The sequence below is a fragment of the Phycicoccus flavus genome (assembly GCF_004025965.2).
Taxonomy (GTDB): Bacteria; Actinomycetota; Actinomycetes; order Actinomycetales; family Dermatophilaceae; genus Phycicoccus; species Phycicoccus flavus.
Genome location: NZ_SAYU02000012.1, coordinates 60,472 through 73,918 on the forward strand (window position 1 = coordinate 60,472; position 13,447 = coordinate 73,918).

General features: G+C 74.0%; 14 protein-coding genes and 2 tRNA genes. 11 read left to right on the forward strand and 5 right to left on the reverse strand.

What is annotated here, in order from left to right; all coding sequences use genetic code 11:
• Positions 1-28: 28 nt before the first annotated feature.
• Entirely contained in the window at positions 29-706 is a 678-nt protein-coding gene (gene trmB / locus EPD83_RS05705) for a tRNA (guanine(46)-N(7))-methyltransferase TrmB (RefSeq protein WP_165566328.1), read from the forward strand.
• A gap of 129 nt (positions 707-835) precedes the next feature.
• Here trmB and EPD83_RS05710 read toward each other — a convergent pair.
• A tRNA-Pro gene (locus EPD83_RS05710) sits at positions 836-909 on the reverse strand.
• Between the two features lie 104 nt (positions 910-1,013).
• Here EPD83_RS05710 and EPD83_RS05715 point away from each other — a divergent pair.
• A tRNA-Gly gene (locus tag EPD83_RS05715) sits at positions 1,014-1,084 on the forward strand.
• A gap of 31 nt (positions 1,085-1,115) precedes the next feature.
• Here the strand turns inward: EPD83_RS05715 and EPD83_RS05720 are convergent.
• Positions 1,116-2,087, reverse strand: a complete 972-nt coding sequence (locus tag EPD83_RS05720) for a DUF389 domain-containing protein (protein ID WP_235950361.1) — start codon at positions 2,085-2,087, stop codon at positions 1,116-1,118.
• Between the two features lie 51 nt (positions 2,088-2,138).
• Between EPD83_RS05720 and EPD83_RS05725 the strand changes: the two genes are divergently transcribed.
• Entirely contained in the window at positions 2,139-3,497 is a 1,359-nt protein-coding gene (locus tag EPD83_RS05725; RefSeq protein WP_235950362.1) for a TrkH family potassium uptake protein, read from the forward strand.
• Positions 3,498-3,504: 7 nt separating this feature from the next.
• Positions 3,505-4,158 (forward strand): potassium channel family protein, encoded by a 654-nt coding sequence (locus tag EPD83_RS05730; protein ID WP_128367210.1) that lies wholly within the window; start codon positions 3,505-3,507, stop codon positions 4,156-4,158.
• A gap of 15 nt (positions 4,159-4,173) precedes the next feature.
• Here the strand turns inward: EPD83_RS05730 and EPD83_RS05735 are convergent, their stop codons facing one another.
• Positions 4,174-4,836: a Crp/Fnr family transcriptional regulator gene (locus EPD83_RS05735; protein ID WP_128367209.1), complete on the reverse strand. Its 663-nt coding sequence runs from the start codon at positions 4,834-4,836 to the stop codon at positions 4,174-4,176.
• Between the two features lie 58 nt (positions 4,837-4,894).
• Between EPD83_RS05735 and EPD83_RS05740 the strand changes: the two genes are divergently transcribed.
• The 3 genes from EPD83_RS05740 (at position 4,895) to EPD83_RS05750 (ending at position 6,800) form a co-directional block, all read left to right on the forward strand.
• The gene (locus EPD83_RS05740; RefSeq protein WP_164896521.1) at positions 4,895-5,662 is read left to right on the forward strand and encodes a GAF domain-containing protein; all 768 of its coding nucleotides are present in this window, start codon (positions 4,895-4,897) and stop codon (positions 5,660-5,662) included.
• Positions 5,659-6,471, forward strand: coding sequence for a S8 family serine peptidase (locus tag EPD83_RS05745; RefSeq protein ID WP_128367207.1), 813 nt, complete (start codon positions 5,659-5,661; stop codon positions 6,469-6,471). Before EPD83_RS05740 ends, EPD83_RS05745 begins: the two co-directional genes overlap by 4 nt.
• A 125-nt stretch (positions 6,472-6,596) precedes the next feature.
• Positions 6,597-6,800, forward strand: coding sequence for a hypothetical protein (locus EPD83_RS05750; protein WP_164896520.1), 204 nt, complete (start codon positions 6,597-6,599; stop codon positions 6,798-6,800).
• An 85-nt stretch (positions 6,801-6,885) separates the two neighbouring features.
• Here EPD83_RS05750 and EPD83_RS05755 read toward each other — a convergent pair whose 3' ends face one another.
• Positions 6,886-7,848 (reverse strand): zinc metalloprotease, encoded by a 963-nt coding sequence (locus EPD83_RS05755; RefSeq protein ID WP_128367205.1) that lies wholly within the window; start codon positions 7,846-7,848, stop codon positions 6,886-6,888.
• 250 nt (positions 7,849-8,098) lie between these two features.
• Here EPD83_RS05755 and tig point away from each other — a divergent pair, with 250 nt between their 5' ends.
• Positions 8,099-9,496 (forward strand): trigger factor, encoded by a 1,398-nt coding sequence (tig, locus tag EPD83_RS05760; RefSeq protein ID WP_128368408.1) that lies wholly within the window; start codon positions 8,099-8,101, stop codon positions 9,494-9,496.
• A gap of 78 nt (positions 9,497-9,574) precedes the next feature.
• On the opposite strand, the gene EPD83_RS05765 is transcribed toward tig, so the two are convergent.
• Positions 9,575-10,666, reverse strand: a complete 1,092-nt coding sequence (locus EPD83_RS05765; protein WP_165566329.1) for a substrate-binding domain-containing protein — start codon at positions 10,664-10,666, stop codon at positions 9,575-9,577.
• 81 nt (positions 10,667-10,747) lie between these two features.
• Here EPD83_RS05765 and EPD83_RS05770 point away from each other — a divergent pair, with 81 nt between their 5' ends.
• The 3 genes from EPD83_RS05770 to EPD83_RS05780 all read left to right on the forward strand — a co-directional run bounded on the left by EPD83_RS05770 (position 10,748) and on the right by EPD83_RS05780 (position 13,443).
• Entirely contained in the window at positions 10,748-11,989 is a 1,242-nt protein-coding gene (locus tag EPD83_RS05770) for an MFS transporter (protein WP_128367841.1), read from the forward strand.
• Positions 11,990-12,138: 149 nt separating this feature from the next.
• The gene (locus EPD83_RS05775) at positions 12,139-12,768 is read left to right on the forward strand and encodes an ATP-dependent Clp protease proteolytic subunit (RefSeq protein ID WP_322095770.1); all 630 of its coding nucleotides are present in this window, start codon (positions 12,139-12,141) and stop codon (positions 12,766-12,768) included.
• A gap of 30 nt (positions 12,769-12,798) precedes the next feature.
• Positions 12,799-13,443 (forward strand): ATP-dependent Clp protease proteolytic subunit, encoded by a 645-nt coding sequence (locus EPD83_RS05780; protein WP_128367842.1) that lies wholly within the window; start codon positions 12,799-12,801, stop codon positions 13,441-13,443.
• Positions 13,444-13,447: the final 4 nt, after the last annotated feature.

The following is a 13,447-nucleotide window of genomic DNA, read 5'->3' on the forward strand; positions in this document are numbered from 1 at the left end:
CCGTCACCGACTTCCGGAGGACCTCCCCGTGGCACCCCGCCCGGTCCTGGACCGCACCCCCCGTGAGGGGGTCCGCACCTTCACCCCGCGCTGGCGCAACAGCCCGCTCACCGACGAGCGCATGGCCACGCTGCTGCCCGCGCGCTCGCTCCCCGACGGCCCGCTCGTCCCGGCCGAGGCGTTCGGGCGCAGCGGACCCGTCGTCCTCGAGATCGGCTCGGGGCACGGCGCCGCCGCCATCGCGTACGCCGCCGAGCACCCCGAGGCCGACGTCGTGGCCGTCGACGTCCACGTGCCCGGGGTGGCGCGCATGCTCGCCGCGGCCGACGCCGCCGGGGTCGCGAACGTGTGGGCCCACGTCGGTGACGCCCTGCCGCTGCTCACCGACCGCGTGCGGCCGGACACCCTCGCCGCCGTGCACCTGTTCTTCCCCGACCCCTGGCCGAAGCGGCGCCACGCCAAGCGGCGCTTCGTCCAGCAGCACAGCCTCGACCTCGTCGCCTCGCGGCTCGTCGCGGGCGGGGTGCTGCGCGTCGCGACCGACATCGACTCCTACGCGCGGCACTGCCGCGAGCAGCTGGCCGCGCACGGCGGCTTCGACGTCGTCGAGGGGGAGCGGCCGGCCTGGCGCCCCGACGACGGCTTCGAGGCCAAGGGGCTGCGGCACGGCCGGACCGTCACCGAGCTGACCTGCACGGTGCGGTGAGGTCCACCACGGTCGGCGCCGGTCACCCGCGGGGCGTCGAGGAGCCACGACGCGCTGCACCGACGACCACCGGTGCCGCGTGTCGTGACCCCTCGACCGGGCGCCGGCGCCGGGCCGCTCGCTCGCTCGTCGGGGTAGCCGGATTCGAACCGGCGGCCTTCCGCTCCCAAAGCGGACGCGCTACCAAGCTGCGCCATACCCCGGTGCGCGCCCAGGAGGGGGGACACCGGCGGTCCTGGCGATTTCTGATTCCCGCGCGCGCCGCCCTAGGCTAGCGCTGCCCTCGCGGTGCACGCCGACGAGGTGCGCGGGCGTAGCTCAATGGTAGAGCCCCAGTCTTCCAAACTGGCTACGCGGGTTCGATTCCCGTCGCCCGCTCGCGTCCCGGCCGGGCGGCCGGACGGCCCGCTCAGGGGGGCGGGCGGCCGATCATCGACGGCCGGCGCAGCCGCACCCGCGACCACAGCGTGCGCTGCAGCAGCAGCGTCAACCAGCCCGCCACCGCCATCCCGGCCAGGTTGATCCCCAGCTGCTCGCCCGCCGTCGTCACCTGCTCCCAGGCGCCGACGGCGGCGGCCACGGCGATGTTGCCGGCGGCCGGCACGGTGACGACGGAGATGAAGACGCCCGCCAGCCCCCGGGTGCGCCCGGAGGTGAGCGACAGCACGCCGGCCGCCGCCGCCAGCACCGCGACAACGAGGCTCCAGTGGTCGGGGTTGGCGACGAACGCGGTGAGCGTGCGGTCCCGGGTCACCGCGTCGTAGGTCACCCATCCCGCCCAGCGGCCCACGAGCGCCGCGAGCCAGGTGAGGACCATGGCGACGGCGAACCCGACGACGAGGGTGCGCGCCGCCAGCCCGAGCAGGTGCGGCCGCCGGGCGACGAGGGCCAGCCCCAGGGCCGCGATCGGTCCGAACTCCGGGCCGAGGACCATCGCCCCGACGACGAGCACGGGGTTGTCGGTGAGGACCGCGACGCCGGCGATGAGCGTCGCCAGCGTCATGAAGGACAGGTAGGTCCAGTTCAGCTCCGAGTCCTCGTACGCCTCCTGCTCGACCTCGGTCCACACGACGGCGTCGGCCGCCGCCCCCGGGGCCCGCTTCTCGGCGCGGTACGCCGCGTGCGACAGGAAGGCCGGCGCGGGGTCGAGCCGGATCGTCCCCTCCTCGTGCACCCCGAGGTCGCGCAGGGCGTCCAGGACGGGGTTGGCCCCCTCGCGGGCGAGGTCGGCGAGCACGAGGTCGCCCGGCGGGAGCAGCGAGGCGCCCCGCAGCACCGCGATCCCGCTCACGGCCTCGCAGTCGCCGAGGACGTCCAGCACGGCGCCGGTGAGCCCGGCCGGGACCGTGATGCGCAGGGACAGCACGTCGCCAGTCTGCACCCGCGGACCCTCCTCCCGACCCGCACGCGACGGGCCTGCCATGCTGTCTCGGTGACGATCGGGGAGGGCCGGCGCGGCGGCCTGCGCAAGCGCCGCTTCCGCCATCCCGCGCAGGTCGTCGCCACCGCGTTCGGCAGCGCCATCGCCGTCGGCACCGTGCTCCTCCTCCTGCCCGTCTGCCGGACCGCCGAGAACGGCGCGAGCCTGCTCACGGCCCTGTTCACCGCGACGAGCGCCGTGTGCGTCACCGGGCTCACCGTCGTCGACACCGAGCGCTACTGGAGCAGCACGGGGCACGCGGTGATCCTCGCGCTCATCCAGGTCGGCGGCTTCGGGCTCATGACGCTCGGCTCGCTGCTCGCCCTCTTCGTCTCGCGCCGGCTCGGGCTGCGGACCCGGCTCAACGCCGCGGCCGAGACCAAGAGCGTCGGCCTCGGCGACGTGCGGACCGTCGTGCGCGGCGTCTTCGCCATCACCGTCGTCGTCGAGTCGGTCATCGCGGCCCTGCTCACCGGCCGGCTGCTCGTCGAGGGCCAGCCGCCGGGGCGCGCCCTGTGGCTCGGGGTGTTCCACTCGGTCTCGGCCTTCAACAACGCGGGCTTCTCGCTGCACGGCGACAGCCTCGTGCGCTACCAGAGCGACGGCTGGATCCTCGTGCCCATCGCCGTCGCGGTCATCGTCGGCGGGCTGGGCTTCCCGGTGATCCTCGAGCTCGTCAAGCGGACGAGCCCGCGCCGCTGGAGCCTGCACACCAAGCTCACCCTGACGATGACGGTGGGCCTGCTCGTCGTCGGCACCCTCTTCGTCACGGTGAGCGAGTGGAGCAACCCGGACACGGTGGGCACCCTGGGCTGGCCGGTCAAGTTGCTCGACGGGTTCTTCCACGCGGTCATGCCGCGGACGGCCGGGTTCAACGCCTGGGACTACGCCGACGTCACCCAGGAGACGCTGCTCGGGACGATCATCCTCATGTTCGTCGGGGGCGGGTCGGCGAGCACCGCCGGCGGCCTCAAGGTGACGACGTTCATCCTCCTGTTCTTCGTCATCGTCGCCGAGGTGCGTGGCGAGCCGCAGGTCACCGCCTTCGACCGCCGCATCGAGCCGCGGGTCATCCGCCAGGCGCTCACCGTCGCGCTGCTCGGGATGGCGGCGGTGGTCGGCTCGACCATGCTCCTCACCGAGCTCACCGACTTCGCCATCCCGCAGGTCCTCTTCGAGGCGACGTCGGCCTTCGCCACCGTCGGCCTGTCCACCGGTCTCACCCCGAACATGGGGGTCGCCGGGCAGCTCGTCCTCGTCGTCCTCATGTTCATCGGGCGGCTCGGACCCATCACCCTCGTGTCGGCGCTCGCCCTCCGGCAGCACACGCGCCGCTACTCCCTCCCGGAAGGGGCGCCGATCATTGGCTAGGAACATCGTGGAGTCCGGCGGCGTCGTCGTCCTCGGTCTCGGGCGCTTCGGCAAGGCCCTCGCCCTCGAGCTCGAGCGCGACGGGGTCGAGGTGCTCGGCGTCGACAAGGACCCCAAGCGCGTCCAGGACCTCGCCGGACGGCTCACCCACGTCGTCCAGGCCGACACCACCGACGTCGAGGCGCTCCGCCAGCTCTCGGTGGGCGAGTTCCGCCGGGCGGTCGTCGGCATCGGCAGCAACCTCGAGGCCAGCGTGCTCACGGCCTTCGTCCTACGCTCGCTCGGGGTGCGCGAGGTGTGGGCCAAGGCGACGACCGAGTCGCAGGGCAAGATCCTCGAGCAGGTCGGCGTCCACCACGTCGTCCGGCCGGAGTTCGACATGGGCCGCCGGGTCGCCCACCTCGTGCGCGGCCGGATGATGGACTACATCGAGTTCGACGACGGCTACGCGATGGTGAAGACGACCCCGCCGGAGAGCATCGTCGGACGCACCCTCGCCGAGTCCTCGATCCGCTCGCGGTACGGCGTGACCATCGTCGGCATCAAGCCGCGGGGCAAGGAGTTCACCTACGCGGTGCCCGAGACCGTCCCGGAGTCCGGCGACGTCATCATCGTCTCCGGCGACCGGTCCAGGGTCGAGCGCTTCTCCAACGAGGCCTGACCCCCGCCGCGCCGGTCAGGCACCCGCTTTGCGGGTGAGCGCCGGGAGGTCCAGCAGGACGGTGCGACCGCGCGCCAGGCGGATGACGCCCTGCTCCTGCAGCCGGCCGAGGACCTGGTTCACCGAGGGCCGCGTGCCGCCGACGAGGTCGGCCAGCTGCTCCTGGGTCACCGGCAGGACGACCGGTCCGGCGCCGCCCGCGTAGACGTCCGCCAGCCGCAGGAGGCACCGGTAGACCCGGCGGTCCAGGCCGAGGTGCATCGTCTCCAGCAGCCGGGCGCTCAGCTCGCGGACCCGTTCGGCGAGCAGCCCGACGAGCAGGCCGTTGACCGGGGGGTGACGGGCGCAGAGGTCGTGGAAGGCGGCGGCCGGGAGGGCGAGGGTCTCGGCCCGGTCCAGCGCCAGCACCGTGGCCGAGCGCTGCTGCGGCGTCGCCGACGGGATGAGCGCGAGCTCGCCGACGTGGTCGCCGGGCCCGAGCAGGTTGAGGGTGGCCCGCTCCCCGTCGGGGGCCGTCACCCGGACGATGAGGTGGCCGGAGCGCACGAGGTGCAGGGCGTTCGCGGGGTCGCCCTCGTGGAAGACCACCTCGCCCCGCGCGAAGGTGCGGCTGCGGGCCACGGCGAGGACGGCGTCCCTCGCCTCCGCCGGCAGGGGAGCGAGAAGGGGCCAGTCCATGGCCGCATGTCTACTCGCATCGCACCCACGGACCGGCGTTTACCACCACACTGCGGTCATGCATCCACCCGACGGCCGACAGGCGGCGCTCGTCGCCGCCCTCGGCGACGCGCTCGGCACCGCCACGGCTCCCGACGGCCTGGGGGAGGAGGTGCGGGCTGCCGTGGCGGGCATCCGGGAGGTCTTCGGGGCCGCCGCCTGCTCGGTCGCGCTCGTCGAGCCGGACGGCTCCGCCCTGCGCTTCATCGCCGCCGACGGCCGGGGCGCGGCCGAGATCGTCGGGGTCGTGCTCCCCGTCGGGCGGGGCATCGCCGGGTGGGTGGCGATGTCCGGGGAGTCCATCCGGGTGGCCGACGTCGCGGCCGACGGCCGGTTCGCCCGGGACGTGGCGGAGTCCACCCGCTTCGTCCCGTCGACGATCCTCGCCGCCCCCGTCCCCGGCCCGCGCGGGGCCGTCGCGGGCGTCGTCGAGGTGCTCGAGCCGGCGCCCGACGACACCGGGTCCGGCCGCGAGCTCGCCGTGCTCGGTCTCCTCGCGGCGCAGCTCGGGTCCGTCGTCCGGCTCCGCGCGCTCTACGACGCGCTCGGCACCGGCCTGCTGCGCAGCCTCGTCGACCCCGACGGCGACGGCGACTTCGACGACGCGCTCGCGACCCTGGTCGACGCGGAGGAGGCCACCTCGCTCGGCGACCTGGCCCGGGCCTTCCGCGACCTCGCGGCCGCCGGACCCGACGCCGCGCGGCTCGCCGAGCGGGTGCTCCTCGAGGTCGCGGACTTCGCCCGGCGCGGCCACCGGGGCCCGGGCCGCCCGCGCGCCCCGCGATGACCGACCTGCCCGAGTGGTCGCGCGCCTTCGCGGGGGAGGGCCCGGGCCGCAGCCGGGGCCTGCCGCTGCCCGGGGAGCGGCGCGACTGGGCCTGGGGTGGCGCGACGGGCGCGGGCGTGCGGGTGGCCGTCATCGACAGCGGGGTGGACGCCGCGCACCCGGCGGTCGGGCGGCTCGCCGGGTCCGTGGCCGTCGAGGCGGACCCGGAGGCGGAGGAGGGCTACCGGGTGGTCGACGGGGCGGGGGAGGACCTGTACGGCCACGGGACGGCGTGCGCGGGCATCATCCGGTCCCTGGCGCCCGACGTCGAGCTGCACAGCGTGCGGGTGCTCGGCCGGAACCTCAAGGGCCGCAGCGTGGCCTTCCACGGCGGCATCCGCTGGGCGGTCGAGCACGGGATGGACGTCGTGAACATGAGCCTCAGCTCGCAGAACGAGGACTGGTTCGCGGCCTTCCACGAGGTCGCCGACGAGGCCTACTTCGCGGGCACCCTGCTCGTCTGCGCCGCCAGCAACACCCCGGGGGCGACGTTCCCCTCGCAGTTCGCGTCGGTCGTGTCCGTCGCGGCCCTCCCGGCGTACGAGGCGGACACCCTCGTCTACAACACCGCCCCGCCGGTGGAGTTCGGTGCGCGCGGGCTCGACGTCGAGGTGGCGTGGACCGCCGGTGGGACGATCCGGGCCAGCGGCAACAGCTTCGCGACGCCGCACGTCGCGGGGCTGGCCGCCCGCATCCTGTCCAAGCACCCCGGCCTCACGCCGTTCCAGGTCAAGGCGGTGCTCCACGCCGTCGCCGGCAACAGTGACTGAGCGCGCCGGGACGAGCGGGCGTCGCCGACCGGACCGTCGTTGTGTCAGCGGCATGACGGACACGCGGGTCCCGCAGCGGCAGAGTTCCTCCTGTCAGCACGATCCACCCGAACGGGGAGCAGGACATGACCAGCAGCCAGCCGCAGGACGAGAACGAGACCACGACCGGGACCGAGGACGTCGAGGGCCACCTGGCCCTCCGCGGGCCCGGCGGCACGGAGGCGCGTCGCAAGGACGGCACCCGTGCGCCGAGCACCGACGGCGGCGAGGACGTCGCGGGCCACTCCGCCGTCGAGGGCGAGGACAACCCCCGCTACCTGAGGTTCTGACCCGGCCGCCCGGTGGGCGGTCGCACACGCCGGACGCCCGGTGATGCCTCGGGTCACCGGCCGTCCGGCCTGTTCCGGGAAGGCGTCAGGCCTTGGCGTTCTCCCGGAACTGCACCCAGGCGTCGTTCATCCGCTCGACCTGGCCGGGCGTGAACTCGTCCATGCAGGAGTCCTGCGTGTAGTCCATGAAGTTGTGGATGGGGTCCAGACCCGGCGCGCGGCAGGAGTCGGCACCCTCGGGGCAGTCGAACTGCGGGTACGCCTCCTTGGGGGTGTCCGCGACGTAGTCGCCGGCGGCGCTGCACCCGTGCGCGAAGGTGTGCTCGAGCATCATCCAGTGGCCGACCTCGTGGGTGAGGGTGTCGCCCTCGGCGTACTTGCCGGCCGTGCCGCCGGGCATCGACTCGTCGAGGATGACGACGCCGTCGATGTAGTCGCGGCCGTTGTTGTAGCCCTTGGGGAAGTAGGCCCAGCCGAGGAGGCCGCCGCCGATGTCCGCGACGTAGACGTTGAGCGTCGTCGCGTCGCCGGTGTGCAGCGCCCTCTTCATGTCCCTCTCGGTCTTGCCCGGCGCGACGTGGTACCAGTCCTCGTTCACCGTCCACGTCGTGTCGACGAGGTCGAAGCGGAACGGGCTGTCGGAGGCCGTCGCGGACGTCGCCCCCGAGTAGGAGGCGTTGAGGACCCCGACCTGGTCGGCGATCATCGTCTCCATCCGGGTGCGCTCCCCGCCCACGAGCTCGTGGTCGGACACGACGTGGAAGACGGTGTCGACCGTCACCGAGCCGTCCGCCATCCGCGGGGCGTCCTCCAGCACGCCGTAGGCCTTGGCCTCGTTGTCCGGGTAGAGCTTCGGCTCCTTGGCCGTCGCGCCGTCGGCGACCCGGGCGGCGCTCGCGGGGTCGCAGGCCACGACGGCCTCGGAGGGGGCCGCGGCGGCCGACGTCGCGGCGACGGTGCTCCCGGTGAGGGAGGCGGCGGCGAGGAGGCCGGCGGCGAGCGCGCCGGCCGCGGAGACGCGACCGCGGGTGGTGGTCACTGGGCTCATGGATGTCCTTCGGTGCTCGGGTGCGCCCCCTGTCCGGGACACACGACAGCGGGACGGTACCCGCCCGGAGGGCACCCGAGGAGGTGTCGTGACGCCCGGGATCGCCCAATTCGGCGGGCCTCGTGCGGGCCGCTAGCATGGGTCTTTGGCGTCGCCCCGGACGTCCGCGCGCTGCGCGGCCCCGGTCGGCCGGTCCTCCCGGTCCGCGACGCACGACCGTGAACCCGACACCCCAGGTGGAGTGCCCGCAGTGAAGAGTGCCGTCGAGACCCTGAGCCCGACCCGGGTCAAGCTGATCGTCGAGGTCCCGTTCGAGGAGGTCAAGCCCCTCCTGGACAAGGCGTACGCGACGATCGGCGCCCAGGTGCAGGTGCCCGGCTTCCGCAAGGGCAAGGTCCCGAACCGGATCATCGACCAGCGCATCGGGCGCGGCGCCGTCGTCCAGGAGGCCGTCAACGAGGGGCTGCCCCAGTTCTTCGCCCAGGCCGCCGAGGAGCAGGAGGTGCGCGCCATCGGCCAGCCCGAGGTCGACGTCACCGCGGTGCCGCTCGAGGACGGACAGGACCTGGAGTTCTCCGTCGAGACCGACGTCCGCCCGACCGTCGAGCTGCCCGAGCTCGAGGGCATCGAGGTCTCTGTCGACGACGTCGCCGTGTCCGACGAGGACGTCGAGGAGCGGATGACCTCGCTGCGCGAGCGCTTCGGCACCCTCGTCGGCGTCGACCGCGCCGTCGAGACCGGCGACCACGTGTCCATCGACCTCGCCGCCAGCATCGGGGGCGAGGACATCGACTCCGTCGAGGGCGTGTCCTACGAGGTCGGCTCCGGCAACATGCTCGAGGGCATGGACGACGCGCTCGTCGGCATGACCGCCGGCGAGACCAAGACCTTCACCGCCCCGCTCGCCGGGGGCGACCGCGAGGGCCAGGACGCCGAGTGCACGGTCACCGTGCAGTCGGTCAAGGTCCGTGAGCTCCCCGAGCTCGACGACGAGTTCGCCCAGCTCGCCTCCGAGTTCGACACCCTCGAGGAGCTGCGCGCCGACCTGGTCACCCAGGCCGAGCAGGCGAAGAAGTACGAGCAGGGCATCCAGGCCCGCGACCGGCTGCTGGACCACCTCGTCGACACCGTCGACGTGCCGCTGCCCGAGGGCATCGTCAAGGCCGAGGTCGACAGCCACCTCGAGGGTGAGAACCGGATGGACGACGACGAGCACCGGGCCGAGGTCGACACCTCCACCCGCAAGGCGCTGACCGCCCAGTTCCTCCTCGACGCCATCGCCGAGAAGCTCGAGGTCGAGGTCGAGCAGCCCGAGCTCATCGAGTACCTCGTGATGAGCGCGCAGCAGTACGGCATGGACCCGAACCAGTTCGCCCAGGCCGTCGACCAGCAGGGCCAGATCCCGGCGATGGTCCAGGAGGTCGCGCGGCGCAAGGCGCTCGCGGCGGTCCTCGACGACGCGAGGATCACCGACGCCGGTGGTCACGAGATCGACCTCAACGAGCTCGTGCCGGAGGCCGAGCAGCCCGAGGTGGCGGACGCCGAGGCCGACACCGACGCCGCCGACGCCGCCGTCGACGAGGCCGCGGTCGACGAGGCCACCGACGTGGCCGCGACCCAGGCGGAGGACACCCCCGCCAAGGCCTGAGGCCACCCGCACCACCGACGACGCCGCGCTCCCCGACGGGGGGCGCGGCGTCGTCGTGCGGCCCTCGGCGGCCCGGCGTCAGGCGGGCGGGGGAGCGGTGGTCTCCCCGACGCGCAGCTCGACGGGGAACGGCTCGTCGGCGACGTCCTCGCCCTCCAGCCGCCGCCGGACCAGCCGCCCGAGGGCGCGGCCCTTGGCCCGTCCCGGCTGCAGCACCGTCGTCAGCGTCTCGTCGAGCCAGGGCAGGTCGACCCCGTCGAACCCGGTGACCGAGACGTCCTGCGGCACCCGCAGCCCGAGGGCGCGGGCCGCCCGGACGACGCCGGCGGCCAGGAGGTCGGCCTGACAGACGACCGCGGTGGGGCGGCGGGCGACCGGGACGTCGAGCAGCAGCCGGCCGGCGGCCTCCCCGGAGCCGACGGTGAGGTCGGCGGTCTGCACGAGCGGCGCGTCGTCCCCGGTGAGGGTCAGGAAGCCCCGGGCCCGGCCGGCGGCGTCGGGGTAGGCGGCAGCGGCGACCTCGGCGGGCTCGGCCCATCCGGTGGCGGCACCGGGCGTGAGGGGCATCGAGACGTGCGCGACGCGGGTGTGCCCGAGCCCGAGCACGAGCCGGGTGGTGAGGGCGATGGCGGCGGCCTCGTCGGTGAGGACGTGCGCGACGCGCCGGTCGACCGGGGCGCCGCTGCCCACGAGGGGGACGCCGCGGGCGGCGAGGTGGTCGACGAGCGGGTTGGTGGCGATGCCGCAGAGGGGGAAGACGGCCGCGTCGACGGCCTGGGTCGCGAGCTGGTCGACGGCCCGGCCCGGGTCGTCGGGGGGCTGGGCCACGAGGAGCATCGAGCGGCCGGCGGAGTCGAGCTCCTCGGCCAGCCCGTCGAGCACCCCGAGCGCGAAGGGGTCGCGGAAGGCGTCGCGCAGCGGGCCCTCGACGACGACCGCGACCGTGCCCACCCGGCCCTGCCGCAGCGACGAGGCGAGCGGGTCCGGCCCGGAGAACCCGAGCTCGGCGGCGGCGGCCCGCACCCGTTCGGCCGTGGCGACGGCGACCGGGCCCTTGCCGCTGAAGACGAGCGAGGCGGTCGAGGTCGAGACCCCCGCCCGGTCGGCGACGTCGCGCAGCGTCGCCCGGCGGGGCGGGCCCGCGGATCCGGCTTGACGCGACGACGGCATGCGTCGCACAATATCGAATCGATTCGATCGAATCGATTCGACCCGTCGAGGACCCGCCGAAAGAGACCCGTGAGCACGTCGATGACCACCGCCCCCGCCCTGCCCCGCGAGCGGGTCACCGCCGCCCGCACGGCGGTCTTCGTCGTCTTCGCCCTGGCCGGCGTCGTCTTCGCGTCGTGGGCGGCCCGGATCGCCGACACCAAGAGCACGCTCGGCCTCACCCCGGGCCAGCTGGGGACGACGCTGCTCGCCCTGAGCGCCGGCTCCGTCCTCGGCCTGCCGCTGGCCGGACGGGTCAGCGACCGGGTGGGCCCGGCCCGCAGCGTCGCGGCCGGGATGGGCGTCGCCCTCGTCGGGCTCGTCCTCGCCGGTGCCGTCGTCGGCGCCGGCGGGTCGCGGTGGCTGCTCGCCGTCGGGCTGTTCCTCCTCGGTCTCGGCGTCGGGCTGTGGGACGTCTCGATGAACCTCGAGGGCGCCACCGTCGAGCGGCTGCTGGACCGCTCGGTCATGCCCCACTTCCATGCCGCCTTCTCCGCCGGGACCGTGGTCTCGGCGCTCGTCGGGGCCGGCATGTCGTGGGGCGGGGTGCCGTTGCTGGCCCACTTCGCCGGGAGCGCCGTGCTCACCGTCGGGCTGGCCCTCTGGGCGGTGCCGCGCTTCCTTCCGGTCGCCGCGGCCCCCGAGACCGGGTCCGACGACGACCCCGAGCCCGTCGCCGCCGGGCCGCAGCGCTCGGCCTGGCGGGAGCCGCGCACGCTCCTCATCGGCGTCGTCGTCCTGGCCGCCGCCTTCACCGAGGGCACCGCGAACGACTGGCTCGCCGTGGCCTTCACGGTCGGCCACGAGGTGCCCGAGTGGGTGGGGGTCCTCGGCTTCGCGACCTTCCTCACCTTCATGACCGTCGGGCGGATCCTCGGCACCGGGCTCCTCGACACCCACGGCCGGGTGCCGGTGCTGAGAATCTCCTTCGGGCTGGCGGTGCTCGGGGCGGCGCTCGTCGTGTTCGGCAGCGCCTGGGTCGCCTTCGTCGGGGCCGCCGTCTGGGGTGTCGGGGCGGCGCTCGGGTTCCCGGTCGGCATGAGCGCCTCGGCCGACGACCCCGCCCGCGCCGCGGCCCGGATGTCGGTCGTCGCCACCATCGGCTACGTCGCGTTCCTCGCCGGGCCTCCGCTCCTGGGCTACCTCGGCGACCACGCCGGGGTGCTGCACGCGCTGCTCGTCGTCGGGGCGCTGGCGCTGCTCGCCCTCTCGCTCGTCCCCTCGGTGCGCGAGCCCGACGGGCTGCCGCGCAACGCGGCGCGCCCCGAGCCCGCCGACCGCTGAGCCCCCACGGCCCCCGGCCCGCCGGTCCGTCCGCGCGGCCGGGCCTACGCTCACGGCGAACACGGCGCGGTCCGGGAGTACCGGCGTCGGGGCCGGACGTTAGGGTCGAGAGCAAGGCACGAACAGACCAACCGAGGAGCGACACCAGCGTGACCGACGACAAGGAGATCGTCGCCGCGGGCCCTGGCCCCCAGGCCGGCCTCGACGACCACATCTACAACCGCCTCCTCAAGGAGCGGATCATCTTCCTCGGGTCCGACGTCCGCGACGACAACGCGAACGCGATCTGCGCCCAGATGCTCCTGCTCGCGGCGGAGGACCCCGGCAAGGACATCTGGCTCTACATCAACAGCCCCGGTGGCTCCGTCACCGCCGGCATGGCGATCTTCGACACCATGCAGTGGGTCCCCAACGACGTCGCCACCGTCGCGATGGGCATGGCCGCCTCGATGGGCCAGTTCCTCCTGTCGGCCGGGACCCCCGGCAAGCGCTACGCCACCCCGCACGCGCGGGTCATGATGCACCAGCCGTCCGGCGGCATCGGCGGCACGGCGTCCGACATCAAGATCCAGGCCGAGCAGCTGCTGCACATCAAGAAGCAGATGGCCGAGCTCATCGCCGAGCACACCGGGCAGAGCAAGGAGCAGATCGAGCGCGACTCCGACCGCGACCGGTGGTTCACCGCCCCGGAGGCCAAGGAGTACGGCTTCGTCGACCACGTCATCACCAAGGCGGACATGGCGGGCCGGCACAGCGACAACCCGGTGACCTCCGACTGAAGCCCGCCGAGACGACGCGAGAGTAGAGACATGAACCCAGACATCACCGGTCGCCTCCAGGTCCCGGCCCCGAGCAGCCGCTACATCATGCCGCAGTTCGAGGAGCGCACCTCGTACGGCATGAAGCGGCTCGACCCGTACACCAAGCTGTTCGAGGACCGCATCATCTTCCTCGGGGTGCAGGTCGACGACGCGTCCGCGGACGACGTCATCGCCCAGCTCATCGTCCTGGAGTCCCAGGACCCCGACCGCGACATCCTCATGTACATCAACAGCCCCGGCGGCTCGTTCACGGCCATGACGGCCATCTACGACACGATGCAGTACGTGCGTCCCGACGTGCAGACCTACTGCATCGGGCAGGCCGCCTCCGCCGCCGCGGTCATCCTCGGCGCCGGCGCCCCGGGCAAGCGGTTCGCGCTGCCGAACGCCCGGGTGCTCATCCACCAGCCCGCCATCGAGGGCACCGGCGGCATGGCCTCCGACCTCGAGATCCACGCCAACGAGATCATCCGGATGCGGGAGTGGCTGGAGGAGACGATCGCCAAGCACTCCGGCCGCGACGTCGAGACCGTCCGCAAGGACATCGACCGCGACAAGATCCTCTCGGCCGAGGCCGCGAAGGAGTACGGCCTCGTCGACGAGGTGCTCGCCTCGCGCAAGGCCAACACCTGAGCCC

Bases quoted from the DNA above. Each gene is read 5' to 3' on its own strand.
- EPD83_RS05735 (WP_128367209.1), bottom strand. From the start codon at position 4,836: ATGGACTGGCCCCTTCTCGCTCCCCTGCCGGCGGAGGCGAGGGACGCC.
- EPD83_RS05770 (WP_128367841.1), top strand. From the start codon at position 10,748: ATGACCACCGCCCCCGCCCTGCCCCGCGAGCGGGTCACCGCCGCCCGC.
- EPD83_RS05765 (WP_165566329.1), bottom strand. From the start codon at position 10,666: ATGCCGTCGTCGCGTCAAGCCGGATCCGCGGGCCCGCCCCGCCGGGCG.
- EPD83_RS05745 (WP_128367207.1), top strand. From the start codon at position 5,659: ATGACCGACCTGCCCGAGTGGTCGCGCGCCTTCGCGGGGGAGGGCCCG.
- EPD83_RS05740 (WP_164896521.1), top strand. From the start codon at position 4,895: ATGCATCCACCCGACGGCCGACAGGCGGCGCTCGTCGCCGCCCTCGGC.
- EPD83_RS05755 (WP_128367205.1), bottom strand. From the start codon at position 7,848: ATGAGCCCAGTGACCACCACCCGCGGTCGCGTCTCCGCGGCCGGCGCG.
- EPD83_RS05750 (WP_164896520.1), top strand. From the start codon at position 6,597: ATGACCAGCAGCCAGCCGCAGGACGAGAACGAGACCACGACCGGGACC.
- EPD83_RS05780 (WP_128367842.1), top strand. From the start codon at position 12,799: ATGAACCCAGACATCACCGGTCGCCTCCAGGTCCCGGCCCCGAGCAGC.